At 71.5% G+C, this 14,165-nt stretch carries 13 protein-coding genes; 2 read left to right on the top strand and 11 right to left on the bottom strand.

The features are described 5' to 3' along the window. Nucleotides 1–36 precede the first annotated feature (36 nt). Together ACFVH0_RS31445 and ACFVH0_RS31450 are read right to left on the bottom strand one after the other, a co-directional pair. On the bottom strand, nucleotides 37–468 hold the full coding sequence (locus tag ACFVH0_RS31445) for a nuclear transport factor 2 family protein (RefSeq protein ID WP_385825735.1): 432 nt from the start codon (nucleotides 466–468) through the stop codon (nucleotides 37–39). A 106-nt stretch (nucleotides 469–574) separates the two neighbouring features. Beyond that, a complete protein-coding gene (locus ACFVH0_RS31450) occupies nucleotides 575–1,153 on the bottom strand; it encodes a dihydrofolate reductase family protein (protein WP_385825737.1) in 579 nt (192 codons plus the stop codon). Nucleotides 1,154–1,311: 158 nt separating this feature from the next. On the opposite strand from ACFVH0_RS31450, the gene ACFVH0_RS31455 reads away from it, so the two are divergent. After that, the gene (locus tag ACFVH0_RS31455; RefSeq protein WP_385825739.1) at nucleotides 1,312–2,349 is read left to right on the top strand and encodes a hypothetical protein; all 1,038 of its coding nucleotides are present in this window, start codon (nucleotides 1,312–1,314) and stop codon (nucleotides 2,347–2,349) included. A 53-nt stretch (nucleotides 2,350–2,402) separates the two neighbouring features. Here ACFVH0_RS31455 and ACFVH0_RS31460 read toward each other — a convergent pair whose 3' ends face one another. Further along, the gene (locus ACFVH0_RS31460; protein ID WP_385825741.1) at nucleotides 2,403–2,924 is read right to left on the bottom strand and encodes a DinB family protein; all 522 of its coding nucleotides are present in this window, start codon (nucleotides 2,922–2,924) and stop codon (nucleotides 2,403–2,405) included. A gap of 234 nt (nucleotides 2,925–3,158) precedes the next feature. Here ACFVH0_RS31460 and ACFVH0_RS31465 point away from each other — a divergent pair, with 234 nt between their 5' ends. Then, on the top strand, nucleotides 3,159–4,394 hold the full coding sequence (locus ACFVH0_RS31465) for an MFS transporter (protein ID WP_385825743.1): 1,236 nt from the start codon (nucleotides 3,159–3,161) through the stop codon (nucleotides 4,392–4,394). Here the strand turns inward: ACFVH0_RS31465 and ACFVH0_RS31470 are convergent. The 8 genes from ACFVH0_RS31470 to ACFVH0_RS31505 form a co-directional block, all read right to left on the bottom strand. Then, the gene (locus ACFVH0_RS31470; RefSeq protein WP_385825745.1) at nucleotides 4,381–5,169 is read right to left on the bottom strand and encodes an urease accessory protein UreD; all 789 of its coding nucleotides are present in this window, start codon (nucleotides 5,167–5,169) and stop codon (nucleotides 4,381–4,383) included. The genes ACFVH0_RS31465 and ACFVH0_RS31470 overlap by 14 nt on opposite strands. Then, the gene (ureG, locus tag ACFVH0_RS31475; RefSeq protein ID WP_385825816.1) at nucleotides 5,166–5,876 is read right to left on the bottom strand and encodes an urease accessory protein UreG; all 711 of its coding nucleotides are present in this window, start codon (nucleotides 5,874–5,876) and stop codon (nucleotides 5,166–5,168) included. The genes ACFVH0_RS31470 and ureG overlap by 4 nt, the downstream gene beginning before the upstream one ends. Nucleotides 5,877–5,907: 31 nt before the next feature. Continuing rightward, nucleotides 5,908–6,573 (bottom strand): urease accessory protein UreF, encoded by a 666-nt coding sequence (locus ACFVH0_RS31480; protein ID WP_385825747.1) that lies wholly within the window; start codon nucleotides 6,571–6,573, stop codon nucleotides 5,908–5,910. After that, nucleotides 6,573–8,276, bottom strand: a complete 1,704-nt coding sequence (locus ACFVH0_RS31485; protein WP_385825749.1) for an urease subunit alpha — start codon at nucleotides 8,274–8,276, stop codon at nucleotides 6,573–6,575. The genes ACFVH0_RS31480 and ACFVH0_RS31485 overlap by 1 nt, the downstream gene beginning before the upstream one ends. A 1-nt stretch (nucleotide 8,277) precedes the next feature. Next, nucleotides 8,278–8,598: an urease subunit beta gene (gene ureB / locus ACFVH0_RS31490; protein ID WP_385825751.1), complete on the bottom strand. Its 321-nt coding sequence runs from the start codon at nucleotides 8,596–8,598 to the stop codon at nucleotides 8,278–8,280. Further along, complete coding sequence (locus ACFVH0_RS31495; protein WP_385825754.1) at nucleotides 8,595–8,897, bottom strand: urease subunit gamma; 303 nt, start codon at nucleotides 8,895–8,897, stop codon at nucleotides 8,595–8,597. The genes ureB and ACFVH0_RS31495 overlap by 4 nt, the downstream gene beginning before the upstream one ends. A gap of 243 nt (nucleotides 8,898–9,140) precedes the next feature. Beyond that, nucleotides 9,141–12,809 carry a S8 family serine peptidase gene (locus ACFVH0_RS31500; RefSeq protein WP_385825818.1) on the bottom strand — a complete coding sequence of 1,223 codons (3,669 nt, stop codon included), beginning with the start codon at nucleotides 12,807–12,809 and terminating at the stop codon, nucleotides 9,141–9,143. A gap of 194 nt (nucleotides 12,810–13,003) precedes the next feature. Then, complete coding sequence (locus ACFVH0_RS31505) at nucleotides 13,004–14,155, bottom strand: XdhC family protein (RefSeq protein ID WP_385825756.1); 1,152 nt, start codon at nucleotides 14,153–14,155, stop codon at nucleotides 13,004–13,006. Between the last annotated feature and the right edge of the window lie 10 nt (nucleotides 14,156–14,165).

The following is a 14,165-nucleotide window of genomic DNA, read 5'->3' on the forward strand; positions in this document are numbered from 1 at the left end:
CCCTGCCCGTCCGGGGGGCGCCGCCGGCCGCGGCCGTCACTTGCCGGCCCCCTCGGTGTCCGGTGCGCCGGCGGGTGTGAAGTGCAGGGTGATCCTGCGCCGGCAGATGCGCCACCCCTGCTCGCCGCGGACGATCACATCCTCGTAGGTCACGCTTCCGCACTCGCCGTCCGGGCCGACACCGATCCCCTTGGACCGCGCGTGGACCCGGCCGTCCCCGGCCTCGGTGAGGACGATGTTGCTGACGTGGTGGCCGATGGGCGCGCCCGGCTTGCCCGCACGCGTCCGCGCCATGTCCCGGAAGGCGGCCAGTCCGCGCAGCTCTCCGTGCCCGAGGTTCGAGGTCTCGTAGACGATGTCGTCGGTGAACAGCTCGTCCAGCCTGTCCAGTTCGCCGTTGTCGACCAAGTGCCCGTGCAGGGCGAGCAGTTCGGAGATGTCCAGACGGTCCTCGACACTGAGCGTCATCGCCGGTCCTTTCGTGAGATCCCGCTATGGTGCGGCCGTTATACGGGGAGAGATCCCCGGCCGCCCCGGCACAGCACCGGTCGCACCCCGGCACGGCCCGGCGAGTTCATTCCGCTGGAGCAACCGCGCGGCGGTCGTAGCGGAGCAGCACGACCCCGTTGCCGAACTCCCGGGTCTCCGCCAGACGGAGTGCGGTTCGGTTCGCCGAGCCCTGAAACAGGGGTTTGCCCCGGCCGATGAGGACCGGATGGACGTAGATGCGGTACTCGTCGATCAGGTCGTGCCGCATGAAGGTCTCGGCGAGATCGGCGCCCCCGAGACACAGGTCCCCGCCGGGCCGCGCCTTCAGGGCCCTGATCTCCTGCGCGTCGACCTCCCGCCTGATCGTGGTGTTCCAGTCCGCCCGCTCCAGGGTCCGGGAGAACACGATCTTGGGCATGTCCCGCCAGATACCGGCGAACTCCGCCTCGGGGCCGGTGACCGCCGGATCGGAGTCGGCGGTCGGCCAGTGGTCCGCCATGAGCTGATGGGTCACCCGGCCGTCCAGGAAGCCGCCCATGGTCCTGAGCTCGTCATTGAAGTGACGGTGCAGTTCGTCGTCGACCAGGTGCCAGTCGATCTCGCGGTCCGGCCCCTCCATGAAGCCGTCGAGGGACACCGACATCATCAGGATGATCTTCCTCATCATGCTCCTCTTCCGCCGGAGGCGTCGCGCCACACGGTTGCCCGGCACCAGAACAGTTGACGCCCCGGCCGCGCGCCCGGCAACGAGTGACACGCTTCGCGGGCGCGGTCCGCGCCGGGCTCGGCGTACGGTGGTGCCCCGAAGAGAAGAGGTTCCGAGTGAGAGTCGGTACGGCCCGGTCGGCCGCGGTGCAGTGGGTCACCGAGCACGCCCGGCCCGATCCCGGTTTCCGTGGCGCCTTCTTCAGCGGCTCCACGGTGGGCCTGCCGGACGACGCCGAACTCTCCCCGTACTCGGATGTGGACATCGTGGTCGTCACCGCCGACCCCGCCCCGCCCGTCAAGCCCGGCAAGCTCCGCTTCCGGGAGGCGCTGCTGGAGGTCAGCCTTCTGCCGTGGGACGAGCTCGCCTCGGCGGACGAGGTGCTCTCCTCGTACCACCTGGCGGGCAGCTTCCGCCGGGACACGGTCGTCGATGACCCCACGGGCCGGCTGCGCGAGCTGCGGGCGGACGTGTCGCGCCGGTTCGCCGAGCGGCCCTGGGTGCGCCGCAGGTGCCGGGACGCCGAACGCCGGATCGAGACCCGCCTCGCCGCCTTCGACACCGCCGCGCCCTTCCACGAACAGGTGATGTCCTGGCTGTTCCCCACCGGGGTCACCACCCATGTCCTGCTGGTCGCCGCGCTGCGCAACCCCACGATCCGGCTCCGCTACCCGGCGGCCCGCGAAGTCCTCGACGCGTACGGACAGGCACATCTGTACCCGGAGCTGCTGTCGCTCCTGGGGTGCGCACGGCTGTCGGCCGCCAGGACGGGGCACCACCTGGACGAGCTGGCCCGCACCTTCGACGCCGCGGCGGAGGTCGCCCGTACGCCGTTCTTCTTCAGCGGCGACATCACCGCCGGGGCCCGGCCGGTCGCGATCGACGGCAGCCGGTATCTCATCGAGCGGGGCGACCATCGCGAAGCGGTGTTCTGGATCATCGCGACCTTCGCGCGATGTCACACCGTACTGGCCGCGGACGCCCCCGAACTCCACCTGGCACGCCTCCCGTCCTTCCTGGAGGCGGTCGCCGATCTCGGCATCACATCGACCGACGACCTCCTCCGCCGGGGCGAGCAGGTCATCGGCTTCCTCCCCGGGCTCCGGCGCGCCGCCGGACAGATCCTGGCGGCCAACACCGGCATCACCGGCTGACGCGGGCGGCGGGCCGCGAGACCGGCGCGGGCGCGGCAGGACGGCGGAGCGGATCAGTAGTGGCCGGTCCGGCCGTCCAGGAGTTCCCTGATGGCGTCCAGGTGGCCCGCGTGCCGGGCGGTCTCCTCGATCATGTGGAACATGATCCAGCGCAGGCTCGCGCCCGACGCCTCGAAGTCCGGGTGCCGGCCCACGTCGTCGAGCGACCGCCCCTCGAAGATCTCGTTCGATACCGAGACCTGCCGGTCGTAGTCGTCGAGGAGCTTCGCGAGCGGAACGCCCTCGACCCTCATGTCGGCGTCCTCCGGCCCGTCGAACACCGGCCCCACGGCCGGCCGGCCCAGCAGGACGACCTCGAACCAGAGATGCTCGGCCCAGCGGAGGTGTGACATGACACCCGCCATCGTCATGAGCGGCGAGGACGGCAGAACGGCGCGGTGCGCGTCCGCCTCCGACAGCTCCTCGCACTTCCAGCGGGCGGTCGCGCGCTGCGTGTCGAGCCAGCCGACGAGCTGGGCCCGCTCGTCCGCTTCGAAGTCCGGGCGCATACGGGAGGGGTACGAGGAGAGCGACATGGACCTCGACGCTACCCGAGGCGATGTCACACCTCACACCGCTTTCCGGCGGATGCGACCGCCGAACTCCCCCTCCACCCGGGCCTTTCGCCCTGATACCTTGGCCACCATGTTCCTCTCCCGTGCGTAGGACCCCGTACTGACCGCACCCCTGATTCCGCCGGGTGCGGCACTTCGGTGTCCCCGCATACCCGCAGCGCCCTCTGCCGCGCTGCCCTCACGAGGAACATGTCGATGCTTTCCCCATCACCCGTGTCTTCGCGCACGCCTTCGTACGCCGCCGTCCTGCGTACCCCTCACGCCGCCCGCACCTTCGGTGCCGCTCTGCTGGGGCGGCTGTCGTACGGGATGGTCTCGCTCTCGCTGATGCTGGCGGTGAACGCGAGCACCGGCTCGTACTCCGTCGCCGGTGCCGTCATGGCGCTCTACGGGGCGACCAGTGTCTTCCTCTCCCCCAGCCGTGCCGCGCTGATCGACCGGCACGGGCCGCGCCGGGTCCTGCCGCCGATGGCCGGGATCTACGCGGCACTGCTCGCCGCCCTCGCGTACGCCACCTGGCGGCCGGGGGCCTCGGCGTTCCTGCTCGGGGCGTTGGTCTGCGCCGCGGGAGCCTTCACACCGCCGCTGGGGCCGGTGATGCGGACCCTGTGGAGCGGTCTCGTCGCCGACCGGGAGCTGTTGCGGCGCGCCTACAGCCTGGACGGTGTCGCCGAGGAACTCCTCTTCGTCAGCGGTCCGTTGCTGGTGGGGGTGGTGGTGAGGTTCGCCCCGCCCGCGGCCGGGATCGCGGTCAGCGCCGCGCTGATCCTCGTGGGCACGATGGCGCTGGTGTCCTCGCCGGCGGTACGCGGTACGGACGCCGCGCCGTCGGACGGCAGGGCGGCCGGACGGGATGACGCGCCGGCCGGGCAGCGGCTGCTCTCCATCGTCGGGCTGCGGCACGCGGTGATGGTGACGGCGGCCGTGGGGTTGTGCCTCGGGGGCCTGGACCTGCTCGTGGTTGCGTTCACCGAGCAGCATCACCGGGGCACGGGAGCGGTGTCGTGGGTGCTCGCCGCGCTGTCGGCCGGAAGCGCGGTCGGGGGGATCGCCTACGGCGCCGTCTCCTGGCGGGCGTCGAACCGGGTCAGGCTGCCGCTGCTGGCCGCCGGTCTGGGCGCCGCCGTGGTCGGGGCGGGGCTGTCGCCCGGTGTGTACGTGCTGGCCGCCCTCGCCGCGGTGGCCGGGCTGTTCATCGCGCCCGCGCTGACCACCGCGTATCTCATCGCGGATGAGTCGGTGGGCGCGGGCAGCCGTACCCGGGCGGGTGCCTGGGTGAACACGGCGGTCAACGCCGGGTCGTCGGTGGGCGCCGCGGTGGTGGGTCTGCTGGTGGACCGCCTGCCGCCGGCCGTCTGCTTCGCGGTCGCGGCGGTACCCGCCCTGTTGTGTGCGGCGGTTGTGACGCGCGGCGCGGTCAGCCGTTCTTGACCGTGGAGACGGGCACACCGGGTTCGCCCGGTGTGCTCCAGTCCTCCCACACGGCGGCCAGTTCCGCCTCGATCGCCGGTGCCACCGTGTCCAGCAGCCGTACCTGTGCCCCCGGCCCCGCCAGGTCCGTGCGGTACGGGTGCGGCCGGCCGCCCGGGTCGGTGCCGAGTGCGGTGACGGAGCCGATGATGCGGTTGGGGCCCAGGATTCCGGGGAGTTCCCGCATGTCCGGGTCCATGAGGTCCAGGTCCTCGACCAGCAGCTCGCCGCCGTCGTAGGTGGCGTGCGTGATCGCCCGGACACCGCCGCCCCGCTCGCCGGAGCGTCCCAGGACCAGGGTGTCGCGCCACAGCATCCGTGCCCCGGCCGCCAGTGCGACCGTCATCGAGCGCTCGACCACGGCACCGGTCGAGACCACGAACGGCCGTGCGTCCCAGCGCAGTTCGCCGCCCTCCGCGATGTCGATCCGGGCCCGCCAGCTCGACGTGCCGCCGCGATGGTCGTACGCGACCAGGCCGGACGGTTCGACCAGCTCCAGCCGGGCGCCGGGGCCGACCGAGATGTCCAGCAGCAGATCGTCTCCCGCGAGCAGGCCCGCCCGGGTGCCGACCAGAGCGATCCGCAGCCGGTCGGGGGACGGCAGCAGGGGCCGGGGGGCGAGGAAGGCACCCGGGCGCAGTTCGCGGGCGATGTGGCGGCCCGAGCCGTCGCGTTCCACGGCGACGACCGTGGAGCCGTTGGGGTCGGCGGCGGGATCGGCAGTTGTGGACGTCACGAGTGGTCGTGGCCGTGGCTGTGCGGAGCCATCGGGCCCGGGTCGGTGGGGACATGGGTTCCGGAACGGTGGCGTATCAGCAACTCCCGTACCCAGTCCGCGAGTTCGGCCACCGACGCCGGGTCGTGCTTGGAGAGCGCGAGGACCGGCAGGCCGTCGCGGGCCCGCGACGCGTCGGCGACCATCGCCGGTACGTCGACCTCCACGTGGGGCGCGAGGTCGGTCTTGTTGATGATCAGGAGGTCGGCGCCGGTGATGCCGGGGCCGCCCTTGCGGGCGACATCGCCGCCGCCCGCGACGTCGATGCAGAAGAGCTGGGCGTCGGCGAGGGCCGGGCTGAAGGTGGCGGTGAGGTTGTCGCCGCCGCTCTCGACGAGCACCAGATCGAGCGGTCCGTACGCCTCCTCCAGGTCCTCGACCGCGTCGAGGTTGGCACTGACGTCGTCCCGGATCGCGGTGTGCGGGCAGGCGCCGGTCTCGACGGCCCGGATGCGCTCGGTGGGCAGAACCCCGGCCGAGCGCAGGAACCGGGCGTCCTCGTCGGTGTAGATGTCGTTGGTGACGACGGCCATGGCGAGTTCACCGGCCAGCTCACGGCAGAGGGTGGCGAGGATCGAGCTCTTGCCGGTGCCGACGGGGCCGGCCACACCGAGGCGCAGGGCGCGACGCGGGTGGTCGTGCGGAGGGTGCGGGGTGTTGTGGTCGATGTGCTGGTCGGGCGTGGTGCCGAGGTGCTGGTCAGGCAAGGAAGAGTCTCCGTTCTCGTTGTGCGTGTTCGAGCGCCCACTGTTCGGTGAGCGGGGGTGTACGGGCGGGCAGCCCGGCCGGGGTCCGTACGGCGAGGGCCTCGGCCACCGCGGCCGCCGCGTGCGGCTCGGCGTCGAGGATCCAGGCGACCGAGTCCAGCGGGTCGCCGGGCAGCAGCTTGAGCGCCGCGGAGGTGATGGTCTGCAGTTCGTCGTAGACGACGCCCCGCGCCAGCTCCTCCTCCGTCACCTTCATGACGGCCCCGAGCGCGCCGAGTGCCACCGGCCGCAGCGGACGGGGGCTGATCCCGGCCAGGGCGGTGACCGCCGGGTGTCCGGGATCCAGCCTGCGGGCCAGGCGCCGCACACCGCGGCCGAGCGTCGCCGATGCCTCGCGCAGGGGCGCGGCCGGGGTCCGGGCGGCGAGGGCCTGTTGTACGGGGCCGTAGTCCACCGGGTCCTGCCCGGCGGCCCGCAGGGCGAGTACCGCGGCGGCTGCCTCGGTGACGGCCGCGGTGTGGAGCCGGGCCCGCAGCAGGGCGGGGATCCGGTCCCGGGTGAGGCCCGCCGCGACGGCCGGTTCGAGTCCGGCGCTGTAGGTGTACGCGCCGACCGGGAGCCGTCCGTCGCCGAGCAGCAGGTGTGCCAGGCCCGTCATCAGAACATGGAGTACCGCTGGGCCAGCGGCAGTTCGGTGGCGGGCGCGGGCTCCACGAGCTCTCCGTCGATCCGGATGGCGAAGGTCTCCGGGTCGACGTCGATGTCCGGGAGCGCCGTGTTGTTCGGCAGGTCCGCCTTGGTGAGGTGGCGAGTGGGGCGTACGGCGACCAACTCCCGTACCAGGCCGAGCCGTTCGGCCAGTCCGTCGTCCAGGGCCGCCGGGGAGACGAAGCTGACCGAGAGGTGCGGGGCGGCCTCGGCGGCGGCGGTGGGGCGCAGCAGGACGGGCTGGGTGGTGGGGATCGCGGCGTTGGCGTCGCCGAGCGGCGCGTACACCACCATGCCGCCCTTGATGACGGCGGCGGGGCGGATGCCGAAGAAGGCGGGATCCCAGAGCACCAGGTCGGCGAGCTTGCCCGGTTCGACGGAGCCGACGACATGGTCGATGCCGTGGGCGACCGCCGGGCAGATCGTGTACTTGGCGACGTAGCGGCGGGCGCGTTCGTTGTCGGCGGGCAGCTCGCTGCCGCGGTCCCCGAAGCGCTGCTTCATGGTGTGCGCGACCTGCCAGGTGCGGCAGATGACCTCGCCGATGCGGCCCATGGCCTGGGCGTCGGAGGAGGTGATGGAGAGCGCGCCGATGTCGTGCAGGACGTCCTCGGCGGCGATGGTGGTGGCGCGGATGCGGGACTCGGCGAAGGCGAGGTCCTCGGGGACGCGTGGGTTGAGGTGGTGGCAGACCATCAGCATGTCGAGGTGTTCGGCGACGGTGTTGACGGTGTGCGGCAGCGTCGGGTTGGTGGACGCCGGAAGGATGTTGGGGTGGGAGGCGACGGTGATGATGTCGGGTGCGTGACCGCCGCCCGCGCCCTCGGCGTGGAAGACGTGGATGCCGCGTCCGGCGATGGCGTCGAGGGTTCCTTCGACATAGCCGGCCTCGTTGAGGCTGTCGGCGTGCAGGGCGACCTGGAGGCCGTGGGCGTCGGCGGCCTTCAGTGCCGCGTCGATGGCGGCGGGGGTGGCACCCCAGTCCTCGTGGACCTTGTAGCCGCCCGCCCCGCCGAGCGCCGCCTCACGCAGGGCCTCCTCGCCCACGGTGGAGCCCTTGGCGAAGAGCATGACGTTGAGCGGAACCCGGTCCAGGGACCGGTGCATCATCGCGAGGTTCCAGGCGCCCGGGGTGACCGTGGTGGCCTTGGAGCCCTCGGTGGCGCCGGTGCCGCCGCCGATGACGGTGGTGGTGCCGGTGGCGAGGGCCTCGTGCAGGGTCTCCGGCATGAGGAAGTGGACGTGGGTGTCGACGGCTCCGGCGGTGAGGATGCGGCCCTCGCCGGAGACCACGTCGGTGCCGGGCCCGATGACCAGGTCGGGGTGGACGCCGTCGCTGATGTCGGGGTTTCCGGAGCGGCCGAGCGCGACGATGCGGCCGGCCCGGATGCCCACGTCGGTCTTGACGATGCCCCAGTGGTCGAGGACGACGGCATTGGTGATGACGAGGTCGAGGGCGCCGTCGGCGCGTGCGGCGGTGGACTGGGCCATGGATTCGCGGATGGACTTGCCGCCGCCGAACACGGCCTCGTCGCCGCCGAAGCAGCGGTCCTCCTCGACCTCGATCCAGAGGTCGGTGTCGGCGAGGCGGACGCGGTCGCCGGTGGTGGGGCCGTAGAGCGACGCGTAGGCGGCGCGGGTCATCTGTGCCATGTCACATGCCATCCGTTCGGGCGGCCCGGGTGCCCGGCACGACGATGCCGGGCACCTTCCGGCGGCCTCCCAGTTCGACGAGGGTGACCTCGGCACCCACTCCGGGCTCGAAGCGCAGAGAAGTACCGGAAGGAATGTCGAGCCGGAATCCTTCGGTCAGGAACCGGTCGAAGGAAAGCGCCGGATTCGCGTCGGGGAAATGCAGATGCGATCCGATTTGAATGGGGCGGTCGCCGTCATTCACCACGGTCACATGCAATTGAGTACGAGTGTCATTGATTTTCAGTTCGCCGGGTCCGGTCCGGATCTCACCCGGGATCACGGGATCGGCGAGGTGATCGTGACGAGCTTGCGCCCGTCCGGGAAGGTCGCCTCGACCTGGACGTCATGCAGCATCTCGGGAACACCTTCCAGCACGTCAGCGCGGGTGAGGACAGCCCGTCCCGCGGTCATCAGATCGCTGACGCGGGCACCCTCGCGGGCGCGTTCCACGGCCCAGCAGGAGAGCAGCGCGACGGCCTCGGGGTAGTTGAGCCGAACGCCACGATCCCGCCTGTCACGAGCGACCATTCCGGCGACGCTCAGCAGCAATTTCTCCGTGTCGGACGGAGTGAGAAACATTGGGAAACCTCCATGGCGGCAGTCCCCGGAATTCCCGGAAGCGCCCTGGCCACGTTCCTCTTATAAGCCTCCCGGCCACGCCGTGGCAACTTGCGGCGCTCCGCGATAAGTCCCTTTCTGCCCTTATCGCCCACCATATACGGGCAAAGTAGACAAATTTTGTCCATCAAGAAACAGTAAAGAGAGGCGGCCGCACACCCCGACGTGGGGTGCACGGCCGCCTCAAGAGCAAAGCTCAGCAGGTCACTTCAGGCCGAAGGCCCGGATGATCTCCTGGTCGACGCCCAGCCCGTCGGCAGCCTCGGCGTGCGCCTTCAGCGAGACGAACGAGCCGGCCTTCCTCGGGGTCTTGAACCGGGCGGTCCAGGAACCGGCCGCGTCCTTGTGGAGCTGCACCGCCTCCCAGGTCTTCCCGTCGTCGTAGCTGACCGACAGCGACGCCCCGCTGGCCTTCACCGCACCGTCCAGCCACTCCTGCGTACCGGAGGAGAGCCCGACCTCGGTCCACTTGCCGGCCTTGACGTCACCGGCCAGGTCGGTGTCGACCCGGTAGTCCAGCTGGAGCATCGGGATGTCGGCCTGGAACGGGCCGTTCTCGTCCATGGCACCCGAGACGAAGTTCCACTCGGTGTGGGTGCGGGTCGACGTCCGCCACTGGTCGCCGTCGCGGGCGGAGTCGAGGACGAAGCGGTACGGCAGCTTCTCGGGCGAGACGTCCCAGGCGAAGCCGGCCCGGCCCGCGACCTTCTTGATCAGGGTGTCGCCCTGGTAGAAGGCCGTGGTGGTGGTGTCGTACTCGTCCTCCGGCATGGAGCCCGAGTGGCCCGCGCCCGAGTCCGTCCATGCGGTGAAGTTGAACTGGATGTCGTTGTACACCGACCGGAACGGACCCCAGTAGCCGGTGCCCAGCCGGGGCCGGGTGATCGGCGCGAACCATTCGGCCGGGTAGGTACGGCCCGCCGTGTAGTCCAGCTCGCCGCTGCGCATCTCCTGCGCGGAACCCGACTCGTCGGCGTTGAGGACCGAGTGGTTCTCGTACCAGAACGAGGCGCCCGGCAGCGGGGTGACCCACTCGTCGCGGGTGCCGGGGAACTTCTCGTACTCCTCGAAGCCGATCCCCGGTCCGTAGTCCGGGATGTCGTAGCGGTAGCCGCCGCCGAGCACGCCCTTGTGGCCGTAGAAGGTGTTCTTCACCTTCGCCAGCTGACGGGCCGACGGGGCGTACGCCAGCGAGCGGTCCGGGACGACGCCGTCGTGGCGGTCGACCAGGTCGTACACGTAGCGGGCGAACTTCCGCTGCTCGATCGTCACCTTCGAACCGTGCCGGGCCGACTCGATCAGCTTCTCGCCCGCCAGGCGCTGGACCGAGGCGACCGGGACGGCGGTCTCGGTGCCGTAGGGGGCGTACGTCTCCATCGCGACGCCGTCGCCGTCGTTGACGACGAAGAGCGCCTCGGCGCCCGCGGCCACCGCGTTGGCCACCCGGTCGGCGGGGGCGACCGCGTCGCTGCGGCGGATGACGACCGCCTTGCCCTTGACGTTCAGGCCCTTGTAGTCGGCCTCGGCGCCGTTGCCCGCGAAGACGGAGGCGAGCTTCCGCGTGCCGCTCTCCGCGACCGGCGAACCGCCCTGCACGGTCACCGGGACATCACGGCCGCCGGCCGTCAGGTCGATCAGCTTCTCGCCCTGCCGCCAGCGGGTCAGGAACGAGAAGCTGCCCTGGGTGACCTTCTTGGTGGGGCTCGCCCACAGCTGGTCGTACGTCAACGGGATCTGGTACGCGTCGCGCTGGACGGTGCCGTCCGGTGCGGTACGTGCCATGTCATACCGCAGCTGCCGGGTCTCGGTCTCCTCGGGCGTCCGCACGCTCACCTTGCGGGCCTCGGAGGCGTCGAGGGTGACCGTGGACGGCTTGTCCAGGATGATCTCGGGGGCCGCGAGGAAGGCGAGGGCCTTGGAGTCCGCGCGGTCACCGGCGATGTCGGCGGCCGTCCACGCGGCGTAGTTGCCCGGCGGGAGCCGGAGCGTGGTCTCGCCCGACACCTGGACCGGCATCAGCTGGGGGTCGCCGAGAGCGCCGAGGACGACGACGCCGTCCATCGGCTTGCCGCCGCGGTCGCGGAGCTGAAGCTTCAGGTCGTACAGCTCCTGCTCCTTGTTCAGGGCGAAGCCGGTGTGGGCGAGGGTGGTGCCCGCCGCGTCCTTGGCGATGACCTGGCCGGAGAACTGGGTGTTGTTCGCGACCTTCGACGGGTCCAGCGAGAGCACGGCCTCGGCGGTCGAGCCGGCCGGGACGGTGAGCTGCTTCGCCGAGAGGGTGTACGCGTCGGCGTCCGTGTCCGTCGCCAGGTCGAGCGTGACGTCCTTCGCACCCGTGTTGCGGTACGTGATGGTCCGCTCGGCGACCGGGTCGGACGGGGAGTGCGGCCAGTCGTAGGAGGCGACCGCGACGGAGCCGGTGGCCTCGATCGTGGTGTCGACCGCCGCCTTCACATCGAGCCGGCCGGTGCCCTGCTCGTACGGGGTGTACCGGGCCAGTTGCTCGGACGAGCTCATCAGCGCGTCCTTGATCCGCTGACCCGACCAGTCGGGATGACGCTGCTTCAGAATCGCCGCCGCGCCCGCGACATGCGGGGTCGCCATCGACGTACCGGACATCGACTGGTACATGCCGTCGATGCCCGGGACGGACTGCGAGGCGGCCGCGTTGATGTCCACGCCCGGTGCGGAGAGGTCGGGCTTGAGTCCGTACGACCTGACCAGCGGGCCCATCGAGGAGAAGTCCGCGCGGTTGTCCTGCTTGTCGACGGCGGCGATGGTGAGCGCCTTCTGCGCCGAGCCCGGCGAGCCGATGGTGCCCGCGCCGTAGGCGTTGCCCGCGGCGATCACGAACAGCGGACCGCCGTCGGCGGAAAGGGCGTCGACCGCCTGGGACATGGGGTCGGAGCCGTCGTCCGGGATGCTGGAGCCGAGGCTCATGGAGACGACGTCGGCGCCCTCGGCCTTCGCCCACTCCATGGCCTCGATGATGCCGGAGTCGGCACCGGTGCCCTCGTCGCTGAGCACCTTGCCGACGATCAGGCCGGCGCCCGGGGCGACGCCCTTGTTGACGCCCTCGGAGGCCGCGCCGGAGCCCGCGATCGTGGAGGCGACGTGGGTGCCGTGGCCGTTGCGGTCGACGACCTCCTCGCCCGGCACGAAGCTCCTGGTCTCCAGGATGCGGTCCTTGACGTCCGGGTGCGTCGCGTCGATGCCGGTGTCCAGGACGGCGACCTTGGAGCCCTTGCCGTCGTACCCCTCGGCCCATGCCTGCGGGGCGTTGACCTGCGGCACGGAGTCCTTGAGCGCCGCCTCGGCCCGGCCGTCGAGCCAGAGCTTGGTGATGCCGCCGTCCAGCGAACGGGCCGCGGGGGTGGTGGTTATGCCGTTCCAGAAGGTGCGGGCGGTGCCCTTGTCCGCCTTCAGCGCGGCGCCGTGGATGCTTTCGAGGGTACGGACCTTCTCGGCACCTCGCGGGGCGGCGGGCAGCGAACGGCCCTTGCCCGCCGGGTAGGTGGCGATCACCGGGATGCCGCCCGACCGCTTGTCGTCGTACCCCATCTTCGCGAGCGCGGAGACATTGAACAGCCTGCGGTCCAGCTTCCCGGCCGCGAGCAGCGCGGTGGCCTCGTCGGGCAGTACGTAGATGTCGTCACCGGCCTGCTGGACGTGCACCCCGCCGACCGCGCCGTCGGGGCGGTCCACGGTGACGGTGTCCTGATTGCCGGCGCCGTCGGTGTAGTGCACGACATCGCCCGTGAGCAGGGTGATGTCGTACTCCTGGACGGAGGGAGCGCGCCGCTCGGCGGGCCGGGGCGCGTCCGTACCCGCGACGGAGGCGGCACCGGCCGCGGGGACCAGCGCACCGCTCATGAGGGCGACCGTGGTCGCCAGCAACAGCGCTCTGCGCCCCGTACGGGCGGATCTCGCCCGGCCGGAGGCGGAGGAAGGTGAAGGAGTCATGCTGCTGATCTACCGGCAAAAGCATGGCTACGGCCGAGTTAGCACCTGGCGTGAAACCGCCGTGGCGGGAACCCGCCCCGAGCGGCCGGGCTCCGGAAGCCGGTTCAGGCCACGGAAGTGATCACTCCGGTGGGCGGCTGACCGGCCTCGTGATGGATCGGGGTGTGCGCGCCCTTGAGCGGTACGCCACTGCCGCCGCGCCGGTCGGCGACGATTTCCGCGGCGATCGAGAGGGCGGTCTCCTCGGGGGTGCGCGCTCCGAGGTCGAGGCCGATCGGCGAGTGCAGCCTGGCCAGTTCCAGCTCCGTGACTCCGACGTCGCGCAGCCGGTCGTTGCGCTCCAGATGCGTGCGGCGCGACCCCATCGCCCCGACGTAGGCGACCGGCAGCCTCAACGCCAGTTCCAGCAGCGGGACATCGAACTTGGCGTCGTGGGTGAGGACGCACAGGACGGTGCGCGCGTCGACCTCGGTCTCCGCGAGATAGCGGTGCGGCCAGTCGACGACCAGTTCGTCGGCCTCGGGGAAGCGGGCCTTCGTCGCGAAGACCGGGCGGGCGTCGCACAATGTCACGTGGTACCCGAGGAACTTGCCCGCCCGGACCAGCGCCGAGGCGAAGTCGATGGCCCCGAAGACGATCATCCGGGGCGGCGGGACGCTCGATTCGACGAGCAGGGTGACCGGCTGCCCGCAGCGCGAGCCGTCGGTGCCGATGGTGACGGGGCCGGTGCGGCCGGCGTCCAGCATGGCGCGGGCATCGGCCGCCGCGGTGCGGTCCAGCTCCGGATGTCCGCCGAGCCCGCCCTCGTACGAGCCGTCGGGGCGGACGAGCAGGGGGCGGCCGAGGAGTCCGGCCGGCCCGTCGGTGATCCTGGCGAGTGCCGCCGCCGTCCCCCGGGCGGCGGCGGCGAGCGCGGCGGCGAACACCGTCCGTGCGGGGGCGTCCGCACGGACCGGTGTCACCAGGATGTCGATGACGCCGCCGCAGGTCAGTCCGACCGCGAAGGCGTCCTCGTCGCTGTAGCCAAACCGTTCGCGCACCGCGGCGCCGTCGGCCAGCGCCTGCTCGCACAGTTCGTAGACCGCGCCCTCCACACACCCGCCGGAGACCGACCCGATCGCCGTGCCGTCGCGGTCGACGGCGAGCGCGGCTCCGGGCTGCCGGGGCGCGCTGCCGCCGACCGCCACGACGGTGGCCACGGCGAATTCGCGTCCCTGCTCGACCCACCGGTTGAGCTCCTCGGCGATGTCCAGCATGGCGTTTCTC

It is taken from the genome of Streptomyces sp. NPDC127117 (assembly GCF_042677325.1).
In the GTDB taxonomy this organism is placed as follows: domain Bacteria; phylum Actinomycetota; class Actinomycetes; order Streptomycetales; family Streptomycetaceae; genus Streptomyces.